The sequence below is a fragment of the Paenibacillus agilis genome (assembly GCF_007786455.1).
In the GTDB taxonomy this organism is placed as follows: Bacteria; Bacillota; Bacilli; order Paenibacillales; family Paenibacillaceae; genus Paenibacillus_B; species Paenibacillus_B agilis.
The window spans coordinates 1334071-1358410 of the sequence record NZ_VNJK01000001.1; the positions used below are offsets into that span (position 1 = coordinate 1334071).

Sequence of the window (24340 nt, forward strand, 5' to 3'; positions counted from 1 at the left end):
CCTTCATCGGGTTCACCTTAGCTTATTTTGTAGGAGTAGATGTTAATGTCTAATGGAACAAGTAAAGTGACACTATACAAAAATGAAATTTCTCATTTAGAGGGTGTATTGCCTGATATCGTGAATGCGTATCATTCTTTTACAGGAGTGTGCTTTCAAGATGGAGCATTAGATAGGAAAACGAAGGAGCTTATTGCTCTGGGTATAAGTCTATTTGCCAATAATGAAGTATGCACGCAATATCATGTTCGTGAAGCTCGACATAAAGGCGCTTCAGATGCCGAGGTACTAGAAGCAGTGGCGGTTGCAGCTGCTCTTGGCGGTGGACACACGCTGTCGCAAGGAGTGACAAGGGTACAAGAAGCTTTGCGAGCTGCGGAAAATAATTAGTTACAGGCACGGAACTTGTCCATTATTTAGGGCAAGTTTTTGTTTATTTCAGGAGTGATGAGAAGAGTTTTTGAGAGGAAGAGTCTGATTGACTTCATATATTGCGCATGCTATATTATTACTTGTAATCCATGTTCTACATGAAGTATATGAATCTATTTCATGTAGATGATAGCAATTATTTTAATTTGCAGTTATGGCGGAATTGGCAGACGCGCTAGATTCAGGTTCTAGTGCCCGCAAGGGCGTGGAGGTTCGAGTCCTCTTAACTGCACCATACATACTCATGTCGAAACCCTTGCGCAGCGAGGGTTTTTTGTTGTTTAGAAATAATAGTTAAAAAACGTGTGATTATTTCGAAATTCCAGTACATCAGGATACTGAAGGGACAGTGCTATAAGTGTTAATTTCATTTAGAAAAAAATTTATAAATGAACATAAATAAATAGGAACACATTCTCATGACAATATTGTAATAACCACGTATAGTAGAATGAAACAACTGAGGGAGGTTGTATGACAACATGCATGCAAACAGGAGAGGTACATCTATGGAGCAACCACGCCAAATGAAGCAGATGCGATTCAAAAATAAAGTAGCAGCTATACTTGCGTTTACTTTATTATCTGGAACTGCTCTGTTGTACAGTAATTCTACGATAAATTCTATAGAAGCAGCAGCTGTGCCAGCTAGCAATCTTGCTGTGAACTATAATGCGAATAAGGCTGTAAGTAAAACAGCTGCTCGTGAAATAACGATGCAGGGCATTTCGATTGGAATGACAGAAGCGCAGCTTGTGAAGAAGTTGGGGCAGCCTGCGCGCAAGGATATGAGTGAATATGGGTTCAAATGGTACATATACAACAAAGATTATAAAAAATATTTGCAGGTTGGCGTAAGCAACGGAAAAGTAGTTGCGCTGTACAGCAATTCTACTGGTTGGACATCCAAGAAGGGGATCAAGGTTGGGACGTCACGCACTCAAGTTGAAAAGCTATATGGCAAGCCGATCAAAGAAATTAAGAAAGGAAATACGATTTATCGATATAATCATGTGCCAAACTCAGCAATCTATGCGGTTGATAATACGTACACGACTGTCTTTTATGATAAACACCGTAAAAATATTGTCACGGCTGTGCAAGTCATAGATAAGCAAACAGAGTTGGCATTCAAGAGTTTCCACGGAAAACCTAGCAAAGAATTGCAGCAAAGTTTTGAGCGTCAGCTGCTAGACTTGGCTAATGCTTTTCGTGTACAAATGGGCAAGAAACCATTCAAAGCGGATGCGAACATTGCCAATACAGCTCGTAAGCATAGCCAAGATATGAGTAAGCGCGACTTTTTTGATCATAAAAATCCAGATGGAAAATCTCCATTTGATCGAATGGATGATGATAATATAGAGTATACTGCAGCGGCAGAGAATATCGCTGCGGGCCAGACGAGCGCTATCATTGCACATGAAGGCTGGATCAATTCATTAGGTCATCGTGAAAATATTGTTGGAGACTTCGCGCGCTTAGGTGTTGGAGTCGCATTTGGCGGAGATATGGAAGTGTATTATACTCAAAATTTCTATACGCCATAATTGGTATAGTAGGTAAATGATGAAGCCGCTCCTTACGGGGCGGTTTTTTCTGCTCTCTAGCCATTCCATCTAGAGGTGAGCAGCAATTTGTAAGCGTATCTATTAACAAGTTAGCGGTTAAATTCACACAAATATGAGGAAAAGAAAGATCAAGTATACTAGAATCTAGCGATAAGATCTATTCTTATAAATTACCAAAAATATTACATAAAAATAATAAATTGGCTCAACCTCAACTCCCCCAACGATTTGGATCCTGCGCTCTTCTGTATACCAAATCATATTCCAATATTTATGACTTGTTCCTAAACTCTATCAGATGCATGATCGCAAGGTAACATTTTAGGAGGTTATCATATTTATGCAAGTAAAACCCTACATAAAGCGAAGTATTGCAGGTCTACTGTTACTCACTTTAACACTCACCATGTTTCCTCTTTCTGCGTTGGCAGAAAAGTATTCGATGTCTTATATTTACTTCGGTACTCCAAGTAAATACGTAGAGGCGGTAAATCAGACACAAGACAGTTTGGATATGATCTCGCCAAGTTATTTTGACTTGAACAAAGACGGCTCTTTATTGTTAAGCCCCGCTCTTGACCCCTCATTTATTGCTGAAATGCATCGGCGTGGTATCAAAGTTGTACCTTTCTTAAGCAATCATTGGGACCGTGAAGTCGGGAAACAAGCGATGCGTAATAAGGACAGGCTTATTAAGCAAATTGCCGATGCGGTGAAGAAATACAATTTAGACGGAGTCAATGTCGATATTGAAAATTTAACTACGGCCGAGCGGGACGTACATACGGAATTTGTTCGCAAGCTCAAAAAAGCACTGCCAGCCGATAAGGAAGTATCCGTTGCTGTTGCAGCTAACCCACATGGATGGAAGACGGGCTGGCATGGCTCGTATGACTATAAGGCACTTGCTGATGCTTGTGACTACCTGATTATGATGACCTATGATCAAAGCTATCGTGGTGGTCCTGCTGGTCCTGTAGCTAGTTTGTCTTTTGTCGAGAAATCCATTCAAGAAGGTTTGAAAGACATACCTAAACATAAATTAGTTATGGGTATTCCTACATTCGGTCGCTATTGGAATGAAGATGGAAGTATTAAAGGAGATGCGATTCAGCACAGCCGAATTGACTCGCTTGTTAAGCAATATGGCGGTCAATTCAGTTATGATAAGAAATCGGAATCAGCGAAAGCAACTTTTACTATTAAAAAAGGCGATCCTGTGCCGACCATCCATGATAAAAAGCTAACACCTGGTACGTATACGGTTTGGTACGATAACGATCGTTCGATTAAAGCGAAGCTAAGTCTTGTTAGCAAGTATGATCTTAAAGGTGCTGGTGTATGGAGCTTGAATGAAGATTCGGGTGATCTATGGAACAACTATCGTTCTTGGTTAAATGGCGTGCCTTATTTGGATACGGTAGGTCATTGGGCGGAGCAATCCATTTCGATATTGCAAGATAAAGGTTGGATGACGGGACTAAAGCCAAATTATTTTGCGCCTAATGCAGCACTAACACGTGCACAGGCTGCTTCTATTCTTGTTAGAGTTAATGGCTTAAACGGCAATCCAGCGAACAGTGGAGGCAAGCAGCAATACTGGGATGTACCCGCTCAACATTGGGCTGCAGATGCAATTAAGATCGCTTCGCAAGCTGGTTTAGTATCGGGTATGCCAGATGGCAGCTTTGCACCGAATCGAGCGGTCACGAGGGAAGAGATAGCGGTTATGATCAACAGGCTGGTGAAGCAATCTTCTCTGAAGACATCTAATTCAGCGGTCAAAACGTTCAACGATGTAACATCATCCCGCTGGTCCTATGGAGCTATTATGGAATTAACCAAAAAAGGAATTATTAGTGGATATAAAGACGGAACATTCCGTCCTACCAAGCAGGTTACGCGGGCAGAGATGGCATCTATGTTGCATGCTGCATTCAAGTAACGAATAGCTAATAGGTTGGCAAAGAAAGAAAGAACCCCTTATACGCTCATCTTATTGGAAATGAGGTGAGCGTATAAGGGGTCATATTATTTCCAGTCTTTCTCTTCGACTTGACCGTCGATTTCTTCTACGAAACGATCGAAGCATTTACAGTAGAAGTCTTTGCGGCAGATCGGGCACGGATTTGTAAGTAAACGAGTAATGCTCTTGATGCCGTCACCACGAATAAGGCGCAATTGTGTTGCATCTTGCAAAGTTACGATAAGCTGGACTAGCTCAGTGTCATTGCTCTTAGTTTGTGTCGATAGTACAACTGATTTCACAAGCGGTTGATACGTCATGATAGTTATTCACCTGCATTTCAATTTTTGCGTACTATTTATCTTAGGTTATGAAGACAAGCCTTGTCAATGGAATCAATGTGGAAGTTCTAGCATGATATGCGATTCTAGAGAGCATATTATAACAAAATGAGTGTTGTTATTTTGTTATGCAGCTTTTTGTAACAACTCCATTTGAAGTCAGGAGGCTGAATAAATAAATGTTTGACGAATGTTGTATGCGAAAATTTACTTCGAAACGATCGGTAATTGCAATTTTTTTGAGTATAGTCATGGTTGTGATGACATTTGTACTCTTGAACGGTAAAGGAATTGCTCATGCTGCCCCATCCCATCCTTCTCAAGCTGCACAGTCGACTAAAACGACAATTGCCATTGTTATCGATGACTTCGGCAACAATATGAAAGGCACCGATGATATGCTGAACCTTCCGGTACCAATAACTGTAGCCGTAATGCCTTTTTTGCAGACTTCGGCTAAAGATGCGGAGAAGGCGCATCAGATGGGCCATGATGTTATCGTACATATGCCAATGGAGCCGAAGTCTGGCAAGGCAAGCTGGCTTGGACCAGGCGCAGTCTTAGCTAACATGACTGACGCAGAAATAGAAAAGCGTGTCCGTGAAGCTATTGCTGCCGTGCCTCATGCTGTAGGCATGAACAATCATATGGGTTCTAAGGTTACGGCTGACAAGCGAATCATGCGCGTCGTACTCAAGGTTTGTAAAGAGAAAGGTCTTTACTTCCTTGATAGTCGAACTAATTTTCGATCCATCGTTGGAGAGGTTGGCCAAGAAGTAGGTGTCAAGGTGTTGAACAACCATCTCTTCTTTGATCAACAATATACGTTAGCTCATATTAACAAACAATGGGCCAAGCTCATTGAAATGTCCAATACTCAGCCTATAACAATCGCGATTGGCCATGTTGGTGTTTTTGGGCCTAAAACAGCTTCTGTACTTCGTAGTTCCATTCCAAACGTAACGCAGAAAGTTCGTTTCGTGCGTGTCTCGGACTTAGTTAAGGAACAACAATCAACCTATTTTCAAGAAAAAGTAGCGAAATAATGCATAATGGAATTGCAAATCTGTTCGGCTACAGCGGATTGTCTTGAAGAATGGGTGAGCATCGTACGATCGGCTTCGTTGCTGATAAACCCCATTTCTACGATAACAGCAGGCTGCTGCATTTTCCGCAGCAAGTAAAAGGTCGGACCAATTTGACAATCATTACGTGTGTTGAACGATGGGTTCATATTTTGCTGAATAAGGTAAGCGAGCAGGGCACTGCGGCCTTCTTCGGAATGAAGCACGATCGGGCCTCGTGTTCTGCTATTCTTACTCCAATTCACATGTAAGCTAACAAACATGGATACGGGCAGCTCTTTAGCAAGTTGACGCCGTTGTGCTAAGTCTTTTCGATGGCGAGAACGAGTTGCCGACCAGCGGTTATCATCGCTTAATGCATAATCGCCGGTTCTGTTGAGTACTGCTGGAACTCCTTTGCTGCGGAGCAGCAAATACAATTTGCGAGCGATAGCAAGGTTAATATCCTTTTCAAGTACATTACCGTGTACAGTGCCGCCATCAATCCCACCGTGACCCGCATCAATGAGAATAGCACCGGGGTGGAAAATATGCTTCGTATTCGGGTTCTGGCTCAGGTTGTTCTCGGGATGAGCATGATGTTCGTCATTCTCCATCTGCTCTGAGCCATCGCTTTGAATAAGATGAGCAGCTTGAGCTTGCAAGCTGCTGGAGCTGATGGTGAACACGAGCAGTAGCATCGCTCCAATGAATAAACTTCGTTTCATGGACATCACAAGTAACCTCATTTCCTCCATCATTCCTATTTTGTAGGCTGTCACGAATGAGGGGAATGCATCCTATGTGATCGTTGCCAGTACTGCAATCGGATTCCTTCGTTTAGATTTATGGCGTCATGAGCACACTATAGACAAAGAAAGTATCGCATACAATTCGAGGTGAGATCTGATGGCGAAAAAAGAAGATCTGATTAAATACATCACGAAGCAAGTTGTTACGTACGTAGATACTCCTCAATCGGAGCGTCAGGAGCGCCGTAAAGAGCAGCGTAAGCGTCCCCGAGAGCATTGGATGGTACGATGGTTTGGTCTTGTGCCATTCAGCATCGGTATGTGGACGGAGCATGTTAAGGGAAGCAAAGCAGAACAGCCAGCGAAATTACCGAACCGCTCCATTGGCACATTGTTTACGAAATGGATGAAAAGAACATCATAACGATCATTGTTGATTGGAAAAATGACATGGCAAGGTAAAAGGCGTACCACGGAACAGTGGCACGCCTTTTGTATGTTTCATGATTTTGTTTCATGATTCTCATTAATCAATAAGTTCTTTATTCGAAGTTAGGTATCCATGTTCCAGTAAAGTGTCCTCTGCAAGCCAGCGTTTAGAAGATGAGTCTTCTCCTGCTCCTGTCATGATCCAATATCGCTGAATAGGGAAATCGGATGAGGAAGCATTTGAATTCGAAATTGAATTTGAAAGTGTAGACTCAACATTCGTCTCCGCTGCTGTCCACTGCTGTTTGCCAATAACCGCGTAAGGGATATTCCATGCTTTTTTACTTTGCTCCTTGCGAACGACATAAATCCAGTTCTGAGATGAAGTTTCAGGGTTCCAGCTTTGCATCCAAGTAAGAGCGCTCTCACCGCGAAGCTGTGTACTGCTGGTCATCCATAAAATGTTGTCATAAGGATCAAAAGGTTGACCTTGAGTGCTTGCTTGAGCTTGCAAGGTGCTCATTGATTGTAACGATTCTTGGAATGAGTTTAATGAGTCTGAGTAGTTTGAGTTTATCCTCTTTGAAAAGTCCGAATGCTGGCTGTTTATTGAGGATGTGCGCAATGTACTGACTGTACGGATTGGGATACGCGTCTTCGTTTTGTTAACGGTCGAGACGACGGAAGTTATTTTCGATTGCTTGCCCAACTTTTTATCCAATTGTTGCATCCATTCTTCAGGAAGAAGTTCGCCCGTAATCGCATCGATCCACTTTGTTGAGGAAGGCGATTGTACTTTCCAAGCGGCGATTAATGGTTTGTAGTATACCGGTTCGATAGTGATGGCTTCTTGCGGGATATCATGTTGTTTTAAGGCCTGCTTCAGTGCAAGCTTGTCATAAGGCAGCTCGGCTCCTTCGCCATACTCGGTCAATTGAAAACCGCCTTGTTCTTTAGCGTGAAAAATAAGATAGCCAATTGGCTTGTTAGCCTGATTTAGCACACGGACAAGCCATCCATGGGTGCCTGCACCTAACGGCTGAATATCGGTAGTAGCTTGGGCCCATGAAGTAAAGGGGACGTGCTGTGCCAATTGTTTGATCGTTGTTTGTACTATCTGCTTAAGCGAAGCTTCATCAGTATCATTTGTCGTAAAAGAAGAAGAGGGGACAGCTGCATAGGTAACCGTTTGCGTAATCATACAAGAAAATACGGTCATAATCATAACCGCCGTCAACATTCGTTGTATACGTGTCGTGCTTGTCCACTTAAAGGTAAAAAGCATGGGTTGCACCTCACTTTTCCATAATTGCTGATAGTATAGCTATACCCGAACTGACATTTTTTTAAGCCAATTGTCGAGTAAAGATACGTATTGCTGTACATCATTTCATAATTACTATTGTAAAAATAAACAGACAAAAAGGCTGTCGGTTTAGCACCTGCTCTGCTTCCGACAGCCGTTCTAATTTTGACGCAGTGTGGCGTATAGACGGATGAGGCGTAAATAAACGTCAATTCGGTCTCCAAACGATGTCGTACGCTCATGTCATTACTTTGTTGGAACGTAAATAAATAATCGCGGCGTTAATGATCGACATTTCAATACGAGGCTGGAACTGCCATTCAATTTCGTTGCGGCGCAGATCATATTGCTCTTGAAGTGTTCGTTGGTTTGGCTCTTTATCCGTCACCACCTGCTCAGTTTCATCTGGCGGTTCTTCATTAACCACGATTGTTAAAATAACGGGTTGAGAAGCTTGTTCTGTATCTGTATCTGTTACTGTCACAGTTACTTCATTTGCTTTTGCCTTGGCTTTATTTTCAGCTTCTTCTTTCAAAAGTGGCTCATAATAAGCAGCTAAACGATCCCATTCATCTTCAAGGCGTTCACTAGCTTCCACAGCCCATGCTTCGTCACTATTTCGGACATGCTCTGTCAAGGTTTGTTCGATCTGTTGGACCGCCTGATCTAAGGTATAACGCCAAGTCATCGTATGGACTTGTGCTGGGAGCTTCGGCGTAAGGGAGCACTGCATCATTTTATCCATGAAATTCGTATGCAGAGTCCCACTAATAAGGGAAAAGCCAATAGAATGGACTTCTTCACGTTTTAGGTCACAAGCGAATTCCAACTTTACATTAAGCAAAATCCATGGTTCATAAGCAACAGAATGACGACCACGAGCGAACTGAACTTCCGACTCGCTGTCTAAACTTTCGTACAAGGAAACGAAGCGTCCGCTTTCTTTGGCAACATCCATAATTTGAGCCAATCGCCTAGAGCCAAAGTTTACATTTTCTCTAGGGATGCGGTCAGGGCCGCGTGACCCCCCATTGAAACCAGGAGCCACGCCAAATGTACGCTGAATGGCCGCATCACCAGCTGCAACTGGATTTGACGGTACGCTAGGGGCAGTTACATAGCTAATAGGAGCTCGATACGGATCGGGTGGCATATTGTCCGGATCGAAGACGAAAGTGTAGCGCATCGTTTCCGCTTCCGTTCCTGTTCGATCAATAAAGCCCCAATAATAAGGACGATTCGTCAATAAGCGATCGGCTTGCTCAGACAGTTTCACGGTCACGTAGACAGGCGTTTTCTCCATAATGTTGCAAGACGTCGCATCAAGATAGCGCATGATATAAGATGAGATTTGTTCCGTATCCATACGCTTTTACGCCTCCGCTTCCGTGCTGTATTGGTTCAGAAAAGATTGAACAGCTGCTCTTTGCTCATCTTTTGCTTGAATTGTCTTATCGTTATGAACTTGGTTGCGAATCGAATTGAGTGATTGTCCTAATGAATGAACTTCTCGTTCAATATCTTCTTTTGAGCTGGCTTCCATCAAAATACGTGACAGATTGCGCTCTAAGCTCCCTTGTTCCTCGAAACGTTCTAGTATCATATCGAGTCTGCCGATAACCATCTCGAACATATTAATTTTCTCGTGCAGTAAGTTGAGGATATGTTCCTCAATTGTTCCTCGTGTGGAAAGGTTATATATTTTCACATCATTCGTTTGTCCCAAACGATGGACACGTCCGATTCGCTGTTCCACACGCATTGGATTCCATGGTAAATCGAAGTTAATCATATGATGGCAAAACTGAAGGTTGATTCCTTCGCCACCTGCTTCTGTAGCAATCATCACTTGTGCGCGGCCGCGGAACAAATCCATCATCCAGTCTTTTTTGCCTCGGTTCATGCCACCGCGATAAGGTACAGCTAGCAAGCCGTGATTGCTGAAATATTGCATCAAATATTCTTGCGTTGCCCGATATTCGGTAAAGACGATAACCTTCTCATTCATTTCTCGAATCAGATTCATCGCCGTTTCGGCTTTCGTATTTTCTTTAATACCTTTGATTAAGTCGACTAGCTCCCATATCTTATTCCGAATCGGCGAGTCTTCCGCGAGCTTTTTAGACAAGTTTACTAAGGTTAAAAAGACAGCATCACGGCTGGAGCATACTTCACGCTGCAAGGTGATCATAGAGAACATGCTGCCTAAGTCTCCGCCGTTAGCTTTGTACTGCTCCTTCACGAATGTAGTGACCCCGTCATATAACGCTTGTTCCTCTGCTGAAAGGGTAAGCGGGATGTTTTTGACGATACGCTTCGTAAAATGAACACCGCCTTCGCCGCGTCGATTGCGAATCATTACTTTGGACAGTTCCTGCTGCAGACCGCCTTCATTTTTCGGAATGCGTTTGTCCGCTACATAATTCGCACTATACTCACCATGACGGCCAAGCTGACCAGGCTTCAACAGTGTAATCAAGTTGTACAGCTCATTCATGTCATTTTGCACAGGTGTTGCGGTTAGAAGTAGACAGAACTTTTTGCGCAATTGCATGATAAATTGGTAGTTGGTTGTTTTGCGGTTTTTCAATTTATGGGCTTCATCAATAATAATCATGTCATACTCTTGCTCCATCAATATGGATCGATGCGGCTCGCGCTTCGCGGTGTCCATAGAGGCAACTACGACTTCGGATTGCCAATGATACGGCTTCTTCTGTGCAACAGCTGCTATGCCAAACTTATGATTCAATTCACGTACCCATTGCAGTACGAGTGAAGCAGGCACGAGAATTAGCGTTCGTTTCACTAGGTCGCGAACCATATATTCTTTCAGGATAAGTCCAGCTTCTATCGTTTTGCCTAGACCTACTTCATCCGCAAGTATCGCACGGCCCCGCATCTCATGCAGAACTTTGCGCGCGGTGTCCAGCTGATGAGGAAGCGGTTCTACACTCGTAAGGTGGGTGAGACATTGCAGTTCATCAAAGCTCTTTACTAATCGTGCTTGCTCGGCTTCATAGGCTAGCTGGAACAACGTCCAATCGTCCCAAGGACCGTTGTGATCGATACGTGCGCGGAACGATTCCAACCAACTGCGGTCGATACGAAGCGGAACACGCTCTTCCGCGTGCTGCGGTTGCAAATCTTCATTCACGTGAGGGACCTCCTTGTAGGAATGTGTTGGAACAGGTAGATGTAGTATGAACGATTTAAGAAGGTTTCATAACTATAAAGAGGTTTATCTGCTTATTTGTTCTGGATTCCGTCCATTACCCTTAAAAGTGGGTGTGGGTTATAATAGATCAATCAGTATATTTTGGGAATGAATAGAGGGAATTTGCATGAGTATGTGGTTAATTTTTGCCCTCTTGTCTGCGGTAACGGCTGCTTTGGTGGCCATCTTCGGCAAGATTGGCTTGCAAGGGATAGACCCGAACGTAGCTACGACGATACGGGCTGTCATTATGGCATTGTTTATGATCGCGGTCATCGTCGTTCAAGGGAAATGGCAGTTGGTCGGTGAGGCGCTCGAGAATCGCAAAGCTTTGCTCTATATCGGGTTAAGCGGTATTGCAGGGGCAGCTTCGTGGCTGTTCTATTTTATCGCGTTGAAATACGGAAAAGTAACGCAAGTGGCGCCGATCGATAAGTTGAGCGTCGTGTTTTCGATTATTTTGGCGATGATTATTCTTGGTGAAACATTGAACTGGATGTCTGGGATTGGCGTCGTGCTCATTACGGCTGGTGTATTGTTTATCGCATTTAGCTAAGGGGGAACAGCTTTGCTGATGATTGATCAAGTACATAAGTATTATGACGGCTCACATGTATTGAAGGGCATAATGCTAACCGTGCCGCGAGGGCAATCGATCTTATTTCGCGGGGATAACGGTTCTGGCAAAAGTACATTACTGCGTACGATTTGCGGGCTCTTGAGATCGACTACTGGACGTGTACGGTGGATGGATGGTTTGGAAAAGGAAGACCAGCGTACGATTGGTTATGTGCCGGAACGGTTTCCACAGTTGAATATGAGTCCGTATGAATATTTGATGGCTATGGGACGTATCCAACGGATGTCGGATCGCGACATTCAGAGTAGGCTAGACGAGCTTATGGGGCTGTTCCGAATGGAGCCGTATCGAAATCAACGCATGAATGGTTTTTCGAAAGGGATGCTGCAGAAGGTCAATCTCGTTCAAGCGATGCTGCGCAAGCCTGATTTGCTTGTCTTGGACGAGCCTTTATCGGGTTTGGATGTGGATGCACAGCGGAAGCTGCAGCAGTTGCTTATTGAGATGCACAGGGAAGGCACAGCATTGATGATGGTCTGCCATGAATCCGATCTGCTGGATGGCGTGGCTGAGCGCATTATTACGCTGGAGATGGGCTTAGTTGTAGGAGATGAGCTGGTAAAAGTGAGTGAGAGTGGTGCCGATCGCGTCGAACCAGTTACTCGAAAGATATTACTGCGTACGGAGTCAGCGTGTACTCTTATTGTGTGTTGTCGGATGAGCGAGGAGCTGCATCTTTTGCTGGATGCTCATGAAGCAGTTGCTATGTTGGAGTCGTATGAGGAAGAAGAGGATAAGAAAACGGACGGCCTAACTCCTTGCTTGTCCGTAAAAGTACAATCGCCATCTAGCGATGATGTGCTGCGGTTGATACTAGGAGCAGGTGGTTCGGTTGTATCTGTGCAGCAGATTAGTGCTGGAAGTACTGAGAATGAGGAGGGAATCTTATGCGCCTCTCATTAATTCGCTATTTTCTATTATCCTTCAGTCGGACGAATCGATATGTAGCTCCATTGATCGTGTATTTGCTCGCATTTACGTTATTCTATTCGCAAAAACCTAACCCGATTATCGGCAGCTATGCTGCGACAGCCGTCATCTTTTTATTTGTAGCGGGATGGTTTAGCTACGCATTCCATGAATCGCAAGATCGCGTACAAGAGCAGTTGGCGTTATTACATACGAAGAAGATATCTACCTATTTTATGAGCAAATGGGGAGCTCTTGCGCTAATGTTGGCATGTCTCGCTTTACTCACCGTGTTGTACCCAATTGCGATCGGCGCTTTCGCTGGCTCGGTTAGTTTTCAAATGGGACTATTAGCATTTTTGATTCATCTAGAAGTTGGCCTGATTGCCAGCGGTGTGGCGCAGCTGTTCCAATCGCGATTTGTTTCTAGTAAAGGAATGGCGGTAAGCGGGATTATTATCGTCTTCGCGCTATCGCTGTCTCAGAGCAAGTTAGCCGAAATGCTTCCTGATATGCTGCATGTTCTGCTGTGGCTGCTTCCGCCGGTGAAGCAAACGATTGAGGTGATAACGCAGAGTGCGGTGCTTTCTGTACAGGAAATGTTGTGGTTCAATGCTGTTACGTTAGGCTATATCGCGCTTCTGCTCATTATTTATGTGATACGGGTAAAGCGGACAGATATGCATTGTAAATAGTGCAATTAGACAACTAGGCATTATGCTGTGCTAGAGACAGAGACAGAGACAGAGACAGAGACAGAGACAGATATAGATAGAGCGTGCGCCAGACATTTTCAGCATAGAGAAGTTGCTTAATAGTGTGTGCCTGTATCGTGAATCTTGCTTTCACGTGGTTTAGTTAAGCGTAGTTTCGTTAAGAAAGATGATGTGTAATGATATAAGGAATGACATGGCTAGTGATAGATGGGCAACAGCGGCGTAATATTGATTTCGACTATTTTGAAGGGCTGTTGTCAATTGTGTCGTCTTATCGATATATAATGACAAGATGGGGTGTCGAAAGATGAATGGAATTTTGAAAATATTCGGCCGTTCGCTGTGGAGCATGTGCTTAGTGCTTCTCGTTCTGCTCGGAGTGGAAGGTATTCGTCTCGCTGTGAACACGACGCTAGTCGCAAATGGCGCGATGAATCAGATAGAAGTATCGCATGGGAATATAGTCATGGCCTTACTCGTGGTTATGCCAATACTCGTTCCGTTGGTTGTGTTCCGTAAAGCCAAGCGTGAAAATATATCGTCGAGTGCTTACTACGTTGGTGCGATACTCTCTTATGTAGTGGCGGCAGCAGCTATGTCGGTACTGAATATCGCATGGTACCAAGTAGAACAGACGATGTTATCGAAACAAATTCAATATTTAAACTTTATCGATGTGTTCGGATGGAGCCAGTTTGATAACTTCGGCATGTTTATGTATCATGGGGCGGCATTTTTGCTGCTAATGGCTTGCTTGCATTTGCTCTTCTCGGTCCACGGGAAGCTAGGCTTTTCAATTTGGTTCGCGGCTATCGCCAGCTTGTCAGTTGGTCTTTCCGTCGGTATGCTGCGAGAGAAGATTGCAAATGGCTTAACGTACTTGCTGTACAACGATTCTTGGATGGAAGTAAGTATTATGATGGCTATTGCCGCGGGTGTGTTGGCAGCTGTAAGTTATCTCTTTATCGTGACGAAGAATATGAAGAAAACACCGGCAGAAGGAAACCCTGCGGAATCCAATAACCGTCCAGATGGCGCGCAGGCTAACGGGTTTGGTGGTCCGGCTCAAAGCTTCGGCTTTGGCGAGATGAAAGCTCGTGATGGCGCATTTGTGCCAAGCGGAGCTGCGGCGGGCGCAGGATTTGCAGCAGGTGCTGGAGTAGGGGCTGTTGGAGCTGCGACAGCTACTGGAGCGCACCGTAAAACGGATTATTCTTGGGATGTAGCTGACTATAAGGAAGAGCTTGAATCCATCAAGTCCTTCGAACCTGCGGAAATGGACTTTAGTTCCGAACCGAACAACTCGTCGAGCGGTTCACCGAAAGTTTCTTATAGTTCGTCTTATGGATCGTCCAATAGTTCTAGCAGTGTAAAATATCCAGATCCACCTGTATACCCGCCAGAACCGAGAATTCCTGATGAGCGGGAATCGTAGAACGTTCAGTTACAGTGAGTGAAAAGTGACGTGGGTGATGAAGTGAATGGTGCTATGATACATCGCATCTAAGAATTTTAGCCTAATAGAATCACGAAAGCATAGGAGACAACATACTTTACTGTTGTCTCTTTTTTGTGTTCTTATATCGAGAAAAAAAGGGGGATATTGGGAGGATATGTCGAATACATATGTGAAAGATTACCTAAAGCATGGAAGTGAATAGGGAAGGATACCTATTGATTAGGATGCGCCCTTTGGCATCTTGGCTAAGTGAAGTGCGTGTTATTGAAGGACGAACGGAAATGGCATCCTGATCAGAAAGAATGGTGCATACCTGATACAGAAGCAGGTGTAAAGAGATTCGTCTCTATATTTAAAGATGAGCCTGTTATTGTAGTGGGTAACTTACTCTCTATCTTCCCGATGCTCCGTATATGTTGTCCTGAAGGAAGGGTTTGGCGTAGGATTACAACAAAAAACGGTGCTAAAAGGATTTAATACAAAAAACCAAAGAGCATATCTTGGGCACGTAGATCACTTCATGGAAAGGTACAGAGATTCTTGGGGCTTAATCAAAGATGAAAGAACTTCACATAACATAGTATTCACTCATCGGCATATGCCCTCGCCCGGCATCAGGATTTCGGGGATGGGTACATCTGACTTCGTCAGACATCGTGAACACTGAAATATTGCATGAAATTCCTACCAATATAATTTTGGGAGGACATGGGGCTAAGGGCTAGCTCAATGAAAAATTTTCTTAATAATTAAATCTTTCGTGAATTAATGACATCATGATATTAGTGAATTATAATAGGCATATAGAACCATAATTTGGAGGTGTGAATATGCCTATTTATGAAGCAATTTACAGGTATGAAGATATGGATGAACCCATATTGGTTAGTAATATCGAACAACACGAACATTTTACAAATGTTAAGAAGAATTTATTTTGCACATATAATGGATGTCCTTCAAAGTTATCCTATGTTCCGCGAGGAAAAGTAAGAGCTCATTTTAAAACTTGGCCCAAGGCCAATCATACAAAAGATTGTATAGATTTCTTTGAAAGAATGGAAAAGGCAAACAAACAAAAAAATGTTGCTACTTCAACTATGATGCTTAGTGATAAGCACATAAAAAGTGTCTTAGATAATCTAAAGAAAAGGAGAAAAGAGCAAGAAGCAGGTACTCCACCAAAAACGAATATTAACAAGAAACCCAGACCAAAGGTCAAGCCGAATGCGTTAGAAAATCCATCTTTAACTATTGTTCCTACCACTGGAGCGGGCGCAGATCTAACTAGCGGGCAGAATAATATTAAAGAGCCACCAGTTAGAAATAGATCGATTATCAACCTAACGGATGATGATATTGGTACAACTAGAAGTATTGAGGGGTATATCCAAAACGTTTTATTAGAAGAAAACAGAGTTGTTATTGATATTCAAGAAAATAGTGACATTTTCAAGGTATACTTTGAACAATTCTTCTTTAATAACGCTCCAGTTAACTTTAGTGGTTTATTTGTGACATTAAAATCCTTAGTTGATAAGAACAAAAGATTACTATTTTCTGGAGTAGGTTTAATTGAAACCCGTAATGAAGAATATGTGATGCTCATAAACAAAAATAATGATTTTTATGTAGAATACAAATATTTTACTGTATTTATTCACAGTGCATCAATTTGATGCACTTTTTTCATTATCAAATTATGATTGTTAATCGAAGAAGTCAAGAACTTCATGTAACACAGTATTCGCGCCGCGTCGCCTAACGGCTCCTTGGTCTGCAAGAGGCGATTCGGAGAAGTGAATCTGCAATACAATCCTGCTAGGCTAAATACTACGCACCCAGTCGCTGACGCTCCTATAACCCTCTCTGACTCGTGAATACAAGAACGTTGACTGAAAGTTCATATTATAAAACAAGGAAGTGGATGTATGCCATCGTATTCTTATCGTGACTATAGAAGAAGAACTATTGATGTTCAAAGGCTTTCACAAGACTACAAAACTCTTCTCGCAGTATTCAATACAAAGGGAAGGAAAGCGCTTGATCATTTAACTAGAAGTGGAGTTATATTGTTGGCTGGAGCTTGGGAAACATACATAGAAGATATTATACTTGAAATTTCTATTCACTTTGCGACATTAAATAAAATAGAGGATCTACCTAGAGAAGTGAAAAAAACTATAAGCCAATATGTGAAGAATCATAAAAATGATGAGAAAGTCTTGCAGTTGGCAGATGGAGGATGGAAAACGCTATATCTCGATGAAATCGTCTCACAAGGAATTGAAGGATTCAACACTCCGAAAACTCATAATATTAAAGAATTAAGCAAGAAGTTTATAGGTTGTGAAAATATACTGGGCTGTCTAACACAAGATGACATGGATTTTATAAATGAGTTTGTTAAATACAGGGGGCATATTGCTCATAATGTTAGAATGAGAGGGGAAAGATACTTAACAGTTGAAAAGTTAGATGACTACATTGATTATTTTCAAGAGATTGTAAACACTATTGACAATCACTTATTGGAATACTTAAGACCATATAAAAATTCTAGACCATGGAATAGAGTAAGCCAGTAAGATAGTTTCTCGAAGAAGTATGTACCTTCAGTTAAACCAGCTCATCAAAGTCAAGAATTACCTAGTTAAAATTAAGTTGTTAATAAATTAGGCGTACTTAAAGAAGAGTGCTCAGAAAAGGTAATTTTATGTTCTAATGTACATATTGTTATTGTTGGTTATCTTGAAAAGGTATGCTGCTACTTAGGATTCCAAAGATCATGCGAGAAGGTTTGTTAGAAGTTGCTACAATTGCTAGTTTTGTAGGTTTGCCTTCCTGACACTTTTGCTGGTAATATTTCCGTAGAATCGGATTGCGCGGACCATGGATCTGTTTTGAAATACCTGCAACGGTTGCTTGATAGAGCGCTATTCGAAGATAAGCAGAGCCTCGTTTCCAGATACCATTCTGTTTGGTTTTAAAGGTTCCTGACTCGTAAACAGATGAATCCTGCCCGGTAAAATCGGTCAACTGTTTCACGGAAAGGAACCTTTATATATCCCCGATTTCAGCGTATATCGTAGCGGCTGTTATAGGAACTACTCCAGTAATAGAGCGAAGCAAATGATAGTAGTGAGAGGTTTGTGCTAAGTCCTCCATTTTCCTTTCAAGCTTGAGAATGCTTTCTTGGTACGTTTTTAAAAGATTCAGTAGATTGTGCATAGCAAATTGATGAGTTTTAGAACCAGCAGAGTCAAGAAGGCTATTGGAAGCAATGGAAAGCCTCTTTTTATACTTTTCTTCATTTCACGAAGATCCTCTTCTTACCTAGTAGGATTTCCAATACGAAATCTTTTTTGCTGAGAGAAGAGATTTAAGGAAGGAAAGTTTGATAATAGCCGAAGCGATGGGTTTTGAATAGTTTCCAGTTAACTTTATAACAACGACTTGCCTTTGATTTGCGGACTGCATCACTTAAATAAGGGGTTCAAGAGAAAAAAGACTTTCCTTTTACGCATTCGCTTGAACAATTGAATGCGTTGCTAGCCTTGCGAACTCAACTTGAAAGGTGCAAAATCATAAAATTATTATTCGTTTGTAGTAAAAACAAATGGCGAAGTCTAACTGAGGAAACAGTCTTCAGTGACTTAAATGAATTTGATGTCAGATCGGCTGGTACGGAAGATGGTGCCAGAATTAAAGTTACGGGTGGCCATGTTGGTTGGGCAGATATTATTTTTGTCATGGAGAAGAAACATATAAGAAGAATAAGTGATAAGTATAACGAAGAACTTATTAATAACAAGTTGATTTGTCTTGATATACCTGATGAATTTACATATATGGATGAGAAATTAATAGAGACATTGAAATCAAGAGGAACATATAGAAATACCAGAGAACTTTTGAAATGGGCTCGAAGAAGTCCACAACTTCATATAATATAAATAGGACTAGGTTTGGCGGGGGAGTTTGACTACTTGAAACATTCGGGAGGAATGAGCAAATGATATCCACTGCAACGGCAAAAATGATAAATCGTTTACCAGATAAATTAGTCACATACATATCTAAAAAAATTGTAGCTAGATACCTGAAGAAATATGCCAATATAAACATAACAGGTAGTGAAAACTTAAAGGGCATACAAACACCAACGATATTTATATGTAATCATTTAAGTAATTCTGATGGATTAGTTTTAGGTAAGGTTTTAAAAGAGATTGATCCGACTTTTGTAGCAGGTGCAAAACTGTCACATGATGCTGTTACAAGTATAGGGGTTAATGTAGTTAAAACTACCAATATTAAACCCAATACTGCTGATAAAGAGGGTCTCGAGAAGATTATTAAGCTTGTTAAACAAGGGGAAAGTTTATTGATTTTCCCAGAGGGAACTAGAAGTAGAGCTGGTAGCTTGATCGAAGCAAAGAAGGGAATCCTCCTTATCGCAAGAATGACAGGCGCACCTATTGTGCCTATTGGAATCTATGGGACAGAAAAACTGTTACCTATAAATACAGAAGGAGATATGCGGGCGGAAAGCTTTAATTATGCAGATGTTCATATCAACATTGGAAAACAATTTGAATTTCAAAAGAGAGCAAAAGAACAAGACAAAAATGAATATGAAGATTTCACTTTAAAATATATGATGAAGAAAATAGCAGAATTATTACCTGAGAATTATAGAGGCGTATATAAATAAGCAAAACCATAACTGCACTGAATATGCACTTTGAATAAAATGTGGAGGATTCATATGTCATCATTGTATCTATCAGATATCCTGTTACGATTAAATAAAGCCATAATTGGCTTAGACATAAAAAGGATTAAGTTACTGAGACATTCTTTTAATAGTAGTGCATTTAAGCAATGTTTTGAAAAAGACTTACTTAATGAGTATCAAAGTATTCAAAAGAGTGGCTTCTTTAAAAACTGTGATTACATAGCTTCTTTTGTGAGTGGGCCGAGCAGCAGTGCTAAATTTTATGGTTTTTACAAGGTTATCGATCAGACCGGGCGTAAAGCAGTGCCATTTGAGCTTGGAGCGGGATTCAATCCGCTCAATATAACAGAAGATGATAATTTTTACAATTTCAAATTAGAAAAAACTAAGCATTTATCAGACTTAGAGGGCAGATTAATAATTAACTGGGGGAAAGCAACGATTTCTTGGAATCAATGGGCAACTAATGAAAAGGAAGTATTAGCTATACAAGAATATGAGAAATATACATTCAAAGGATATGAAAATATTGTTTTAGAATTTTCTAGTTTAAAAGAAGTAGTTGCTGATCCTGTGCTTTATGAAAGTTGGCACAAAGCTTTACGTTCAGTGTACGCCATTTATCTTATTGTAGATTGTATCAGTGGTAAACAGTACGTAGGCTCAGCTTATGGAGAGGGCGGATTACTCCAACGATGGAGAACATACGTGGAGACCAAGCATGGGAACAATGTATTAATGATTAAGCACTTGGAAAGTAACCCCGCAGCCTTTAATCATTTTCAATTCAGTGTTTTGCAGATCATCCCCAAAAACGCTACTGCTGATGAAGTAATAGCATTAGAGAACTTGTATAAAACAAAGCTCCAGACTAGAAAATTTGGTTTAAATGATAATTAGTGAGCATCGTATAATTTTAAGTACAGGAGAAATTGTAAGGGTTTTACGGTTGCGCAACATTGATGTAGTTTAGTCAGTGAGGTATCTATAAGATGGAACAAATTAAAGCTGTAAAAACCGCACTTGGTCAAATTCAAGGGAGAGATGCGATCTTCCTTGATGATATTCAATTCAATTATCAAAAAAATGAAGTTAAATTACTTGGTGAGTTTAACGGACTATTATGTTCAGAATCAAATAATGATGGGTTTATTGGATACGAACTGCTATTCAAGAAAGTCTATTATTTTGAAATGGTTGAGCTAGATGTAAGTTTAGAGATGTTTAATGATTTATATAATGCAAGTAGCAGCTTTGGAGAAATGCTTAATACAAAAATTCTTACAGATATAAAAAAGGTAAGAGATTTGGAGTTAAAGCAATATATAATTTATACGTATGATGATGTATTTGTTATTGCATGTCAAGAATTCGAGTTAACATTAAAAAGATAATAATAGGTGGAAAAATAGAGAATTAGTTCTGCGATATCTAGAACTTTCTACAACATCATTATGCCTTTGATCTCCACCTTTGGTTTGTCATCCCCTAAGCCAATATGTAAGAACCAGAAGGATTGGATATCTTTAAAAATACCAAAACCTCCAACACCACATCGTGGCTGGAGGTTTTGGTATTTTGTTCAATGAACTCTATCAAAAGAAAAATACTACTTAAATAAATTCAATGTCGTAATGATGATAGGCATGGCAAACACGTCGATAAGAAATGCGCCTACGATAGGCACGATCAGGTATGCTTTGCGGGATGGCCCGAAGCGTTCTGTTACCGCAGCCATATTTGCCATTGCATTTGGTGTAGCGCCAAGGCCATGGCCTGTAAATCCAGCAACCATTACGGCGGCGTCATAGTCTTTGCCTAGCATTCTGAACAAAATGAAAATGCCGAACAGAACGATAAAAATAACTTGTACCAACACGATGAAAAGAAGCGGAAGGGCAAGATCAGCTACTTCCCAGAGCTTGATGCTCATAAGCGCCATGGATAGGAAGAGACCAAGTGTAACGTCACTTATTAGGTTAATGCTCTTCATGTCGATAGTGTTCGGATTGAATTTATCTATGACGTTGCGGACGATAACGGCCACGAACATAGCCCCGACATATCCAGGAAGGACAAAGCCAGTTGCTGATGTGAACAGTCCTCCCAAGTACGTTCCTAACGCCATACAAAATGTAATGATCAGCACTTGGATGAAGAACGTATTTGTCGTTATCGGTACCACTTTTTCTTCTACGTCTGCTGCTTCTTCCTTTGTTTCTGTTGGTTTCAAATTGTATTTGGTTATTAAATATTTTACAGTTGGGCCACCAACTAGACCGCCGGCGATAAGTCCGAAGGTAGCTGCTGCAACCCCGATGGACAATGCAGAGGGGATTCCCATAGCTTCGATAGTTTGGCCAAATGCGGTTGCCGCTCCATGTCCGCCTTCCATAGATACGGCTCCTGCCATCATCCCGATTAGCGGATGGAGGCCGAATAACGAGGCAAGAGAAACGCCAATCGCGTTTTGTGCCAAAGCTAGAAATCCGCAAGCAAGCCAGTAAATGACGAGCAGCTTGCCGCCTAGTTTAATAAGTTGAAAGCTTGCTCCCAATCCTACCGTGGTGAAGAATGTGAGCATGAATAGACTTTGAAGCGATGTATCCAATGTAATTTCCAATACACCTGTTGCTTTCAGGATCGTAGCTAGGGTAGCAAACAGCAGTCCACCGACAACAGGTGCTGGAATGCAAAACTTTTGCAGTATGCCTAATTTTCTAACCAAGAAGGTTCCTAGTACGAGCAGGGCTACGGCCAAAAATATCGTATTCACTTGATTAAGTGCCAGCGTCATCCATATTCCTCCCCATAAATGCCATAATGGCTTCATTCGTTAAGTACGCGCCTAGCTTTATCGTTCTGCCGTTCTCGTCAAGAGCCGGATTTACTTCGCATATATCGAAAGAAAGCGTTTTCTTGTGAGTTGCAACTGTGCGGATAAGGTCACGTACAACCATTGGTGTTAATCCGAAAGGAGATGATGCGCTGACTCCCGGTGCATATGCCGCATTGATAACATCGGTACAAAGGGTGAGCATGACATAATCATGCTGTTCCATGAATGCGTATAGGGATGACATAATGTGATCCATTTGTCCTAGATGCATCTCTTCTTCTAGTATATAGCGGGTACCTAGCTCATCCGCTATATCGAACAGTTCCTGTGTATTTCCAAAACGCTGAATGCCCAGTACAAAATAGGAGCTGTTGCTATCTTGCTCTAATATTTGTCGGAACATAGTCCCTGATGATGGTTGCTTGTCATAGGGACGCATGTCGAAATGGGCGTCAATGTTAATAATTCCGAGTGAAGCATTTGGTCCTATATGCTTGCGAACGCCTAAATAATGCCCATACAGCGTCTCATGTCCTCCGCCTAAAATAACGGGAGTAGCTGATTTGGATAGTAGGTCAGTTACAGCATTGCCCAATGTTTCTTGGGCTTCTTCAAGCTTTTCATTGGAACAAGTCACATTCCCCGCATCGACAAGGCGATGACCCTCTGTTGTTCTCCAAGGTATACTTGCGAGCGCTTGTCTAAGTGCATTCGGAGCACCTGCCGCGCCTAATCTTCCTTGATTACGCCGAACGCCTTCCTCGCATTCAAAACCGATGATGGCACAAGTATTGGTAGAGAAGGTTTCCTGTGGTGCAAGTAATTCCATTGGCTCCACGATTTGATGATAGCGGAAGCTGCTTCTTCTTTCTGCATGATCCGTCCGGCCGATCCATATATCGGTTCCAACATGGTTTCGCAATGTCCCCACCCTTTCTACGTATTTTGTTCATTATATGATGACATTCTTATAATTTTAAATATATAATACGAATGAATTGATAGCTTTTAGTTATAAATAGTGAATGGAGGTTCATTTTGGATATTAAACATTTACATTATTTCGTAACAGTTGCCGATCAATTAAGCTATTCCAAAGCTGCGCAAAAACTACATATATCACAGCCTTCTTTAAGCAATGCCATTAAAAATTTAGAGCGTGAGGTCGAATCGCCGCTATTTGAGCGAAGTACAAGAAAGATCGAACTGACGGACGCTGGCCATGTGTTATATCAAAAATCGATTCCGCTGCTTTCGCAAATGAACATTTTGAAAAAAGAGATGGTAGAAGTAAAGCTGATCGGAAGAGGGGAACTTGTCATAGGCATGATCGAGTCAGTGCGGCAGTGGGTTCCTCAAGTGATCCGTGAATATCAAGACCGTTATCCTTCGATTCATATTAAGCTATTTGAGGTGCTAAGTAGAGCGGCGGTGGTCGATTCATTACGGAAATACCATACTCATCTCATCATTACGAATCAGTGCATCCATGCAGAGGATATTGAATCGATCCCTTTATATCATGAACAGTTAGTCCTTGTGCTGCATCGGGATCACGCTCTCTCCAGAAAGAAATCCATCACATTAAAAGAATTGGAACAAGAACCTTTCATTATTAGTATGGAAGGATTCCAGACGAGGGAAGACATTTTGCAAGCCTTTGCGCTCGAGCAAGCTTCTCCAAACATCAAGTTTGAAATCGAACGATTCGAAACGGCCTTGACATTGGTCAGAGAAAATCTAGGGATTGCCATCATGCCGGAAAATTACTTAGTTGAACCGAGAGATCCATCTATAGTCCGAAAAACGATAAATTCATCTGCCTTAGAACGAACTGTCTATTTAATGTTTATGAAAAATCGGTATTTAGCCCCTGCGGTTCAATGCTTTTTGGAAGAGATTCAACGTAAGTTTGCTCGGGGTGGAGCTATACGGTAAATGTATAGTAAAGTAAAGGT

The 24340-nt window shown here is 41.7% G+C and carries 24 protein-coding genes and 1 tRNA gene; 17 read left to right on the plus strand and 8 right to left on the minus strand.

Translation table 11 applies throughout. From position 1 onward, the window contains the following. Positions 1-45 precede the first annotated feature (45 nt). From FPZ44_RS05860 to FPZ44_RS05875, 4 genes are all read left to right on the plus strand, one after another. Positions 46-390, plus strand: coding sequence for a carboxymuconolactone decarboxylase family protein (locus FPZ44_RS05860; protein ID WP_261378223.1), 345 nt, complete (start codon positions 46-48; stop codon positions 388-390). Between the two features lie 190 nt (positions 391-580). Next, positions 581-667, plus strand: a tRNA-Leu gene (locus FPZ44_RS05865). Positions 668-941: 274 nt separating this feature from the next. Beyond that, positions 942-1982, plus strand: coding sequence for a CAP domain-containing protein (locus FPZ44_RS05870; protein ID WP_186785929.1), 1041 nt, complete (start codon positions 942-944; stop codon positions 1980-1982). A 361-nt stretch (positions 1983-2343) separates the two neighbouring features. Continuing rightward, complete coding sequence (locus tag FPZ44_RS05875; protein ID WP_144988247.1) at positions 2344-3948, plus strand: S-layer homology domain-containing protein; 1605 nt, start codon at positions 2344-2346, stop codon at positions 3946-3948. Positions 3949-4034: 86 nt separating this feature from the next. On the opposite strand, the gene FPZ44_RS05880 is transcribed toward FPZ44_RS05875, so the two are convergent. Continuing rightward, complete coding sequence (locus FPZ44_RS05880) at positions 4035-4289, minus strand: hypothetical protein (protein ID WP_144988249.1); 255 nt, start codon at positions 4287-4289, stop codon at positions 4035-4037. Positions 4290-4489: 200 nt separating this feature from the next. On the opposite strand from FPZ44_RS05880, the gene FPZ44_RS05885 reads away from it, so the two are divergent. Then, positions 4490-5356 carry a divergent polysaccharide deacetylase family protein gene (locus tag FPZ44_RS05885; RefSeq protein ID WP_144988251.1) on the plus strand — a complete coding sequence of 289 codons (867 nt, stop codon included), beginning with the start codon at positions 4490-4492 and terminating at the stop codon, positions 5354-5356. Here FPZ44_RS05885 and FPZ44_RS05890 read toward each other — a convergent pair. Continuing rightward, positions 5335-6108, minus strand: coding sequence for an N-acetylmuramoyl-L-alanine amidase family protein (locus FPZ44_RS05890; protein WP_261378224.1), 774 nt, complete (start codon positions 6106-6108; stop codon positions 5335-5337). The genes FPZ44_RS05885 and FPZ44_RS05890 overlap by 22 nt on opposite strands. Positions 6109-6283: 175 nt before the next feature. On the opposite strand from FPZ44_RS05890, the gene FPZ44_RS05895 reads away from it, so the two are divergent. Next, entirely contained in the window at positions 6284-6550 is a 267-nt protein-coding gene (locus FPZ44_RS05895; RefSeq protein ID WP_144988253.1) for a YqzE family protein, read from the plus strand. 102 nt (positions 6551-6652) lie between these two features. Here the strand turns inward: FPZ44_RS05895 and FPZ44_RS05900 are convergent, their stop codons facing one another. The 3 genes from FPZ44_RS05900 to FPZ44_RS05910 all read right to left on the minus strand — a co-directional run bounded on the left by FPZ44_RS05900 (position 6653) and on the right by FPZ44_RS05910 (position 11018). Then, the gene (locus FPZ44_RS05900; RefSeq protein ID WP_144988255.1) at positions 6653-7840 is read right to left on the minus strand and encodes a hypothetical protein; all 1188 of its coding nucleotides are present in this window, start codon (positions 7838-7840) and stop codon (positions 6653-6655) included. 259 nt (positions 7841-8099) lie between these two features. Then, the gene (locus FPZ44_RS05905) at positions 8100-9227 is read right to left on the minus strand and encodes a YqhG family protein (protein ID WP_144988257.1); all 1128 of its coding nucleotides are present in this window, start codon (positions 9225-9227) and stop codon (positions 8100-8102) included. Positions 9228-9233: 6 nt separating this feature from the next. Beyond that, positions 9234-11018 (minus strand): DEAD/DEAH box helicase, encoded by a 1785-nt coding sequence (locus FPZ44_RS05910; protein WP_144988259.1) that lies wholly within the window; start codon positions 11016-11018, stop codon positions 9234-9236. Positions 11019-11205: 187 nt separating this feature from the next. On the opposite strand from FPZ44_RS05910, the gene FPZ44_RS05915 reads away from it, so the two are divergent. The 6 genes from FPZ44_RS05915 to FPZ44_RS05940 all read left to right on the plus strand — a co-directional run bounded on the left by FPZ44_RS05915 (position 11206) and on the right by FPZ44_RS05940 (position 17390). Next, positions 11206-11634, plus strand: coding sequence for an EamA family transporter (locus FPZ44_RS05915; protein WP_144988261.1), 429 nt, complete (start codon positions 11206-11208; stop codon positions 11632-11634). An 18-nt stretch (positions 11635-11652) separates the two neighbouring features. Then, a complete protein-coding gene (locus tag FPZ44_RS05920; protein WP_261378366.1) occupies positions 11653-12621 on the plus strand; it encodes an ATP-binding cassette domain-containing protein in 969 nt (322 codons plus the stop codon). Next, the gene (locus FPZ44_RS05925; protein ID WP_144988265.1) at positions 12606-13322 is read left to right on the plus strand and encodes a hypothetical protein; all 717 of its coding nucleotides are present in this window, start codon (positions 12606-12608) and stop codon (positions 13320-13322) included. The genes FPZ44_RS05920 and FPZ44_RS05925 overlap by 16 nt, the downstream gene beginning before the upstream one ends. 328 nt (positions 13323-13650) lie before the next feature. After that, positions 13651-14778 carry a hypothetical protein gene (locus FPZ44_RS26370; RefSeq protein WP_186785930.1) on the plus strand — a complete coding sequence of 376 codons (1128 nt, stop codon included), beginning with the start codon at positions 13651-13653 and terminating at the stop codon, positions 14776-14778. An 854-nt stretch (positions 14779-15632) separates the two neighbouring features. Beyond that, the gene (locus FPZ44_RS05935; protein WP_144988267.1) at positions 15633-16481 is read left to right on the plus strand and encodes a hypothetical protein; all 849 of its coding nucleotides are present in this window, start codon (positions 15633-15635) and stop codon (positions 16479-16481) included. A 252-nt stretch (positions 16482-16733) separates the two neighbouring features. Next, positions 16734-17390 (plus strand): HEPN domain-containing protein, encoded by a 657-nt coding sequence (locus FPZ44_RS05940; protein ID WP_144988269.1) that lies wholly within the window; start codon positions 16734-16736, stop codon positions 17388-17390. Positions 17391-17538: 148 nt separating this feature from the next. On the opposite strand, the gene FPZ44_RS05945 is transcribed toward FPZ44_RS05940, so the two are convergent. Continuing rightward, entirely contained in the window at positions 17539-17850 is a 312-nt protein-coding gene (locus FPZ44_RS05945; protein WP_144988271.1) for a transposase, read from the minus strand. Between the two features lie 509 nt (positions 17851-18359). Between FPZ44_RS05945 and FPZ44_RS05950 the strand changes: the two genes are divergently transcribed. The 4 genes from FPZ44_RS05950 to FPZ44_RS05965 all read left to right on the plus strand — a co-directional run bounded on the left by FPZ44_RS05950 (position 18360) and on the right by FPZ44_RS05965 (position 20937). Then, positions 18360-18758 carry a low molecular weight protein tyrosine phosphatase family protein gene (locus tag FPZ44_RS05950; RefSeq protein ID WP_335926095.1) on the plus strand — a complete coding sequence of 133 codons (399 nt, stop codon included), beginning with the start codon at positions 18360-18362 and terminating at the stop codon, positions 18756-18758. A 59-nt stretch (positions 18759-18817) separates the two neighbouring features. Further along, positions 18818-19519, plus strand: coding sequence for a lysophospholipid acyltransferase family protein (locus FPZ44_RS05955; RefSeq protein WP_144988273.1), 702 nt, complete (start codon positions 18818-18820; stop codon positions 19517-19519). 54 nt (positions 19520-19573) lie between these two features. Beyond that, positions 19574-20443: a GIY-YIG nuclease family protein gene (locus FPZ44_RS05960; RefSeq protein WP_186785931.1), complete on the plus strand. Its 870-nt coding sequence runs from the start codon at positions 19574-19576 to the stop codon at positions 20441-20443. Positions 20444-20535: 92 nt separating this feature from the next. Further along, positions 20536-20937: a hypothetical protein gene (locus FPZ44_RS05965; protein WP_144988277.1), complete on the plus strand. Its 402-nt coding sequence runs from the start codon at positions 20536-20538 to the stop codon at positions 20935-20937. Positions 20938-21152: 215 nt separating this feature from the next. Here the strand turns inward: FPZ44_RS05965 and gltS are convergent, their stop codons facing one another. Both gltS and hutG read right to left on the minus strand, forming a co-directional pair. Continuing rightward, a complete protein-coding gene (gltS, locus tag FPZ44_RS05970; RefSeq protein ID WP_144988279.1) occupies positions 21153-22340 on the minus strand; it encodes a sodium/glutamate symporter in 1188 nt (395 codons plus the stop codon). Further along, a complete protein-coding gene (gene hutG, locus FPZ44_RS05975) occupies positions 22324-23313 on the minus strand; it encodes a formimidoylglutamase (protein ID WP_144988281.1) in 990 nt (329 codons plus the stop codon). Before hutG ends, gltS begins: the two co-directional genes overlap by 17 nt. Positions 23314-23420: 107 nt before the next feature. On the opposite strand from hutG, the gene FPZ44_RS05980 reads away from it, so the two are divergent. After that, entirely contained in the window at positions 23421-24320 is a 900-nt protein-coding gene (locus FPZ44_RS05980; protein WP_144988283.1) for a LysR family transcriptional regulator, read from the plus strand. Positions 24321-24340: the final 20 nt, after the last annotated feature.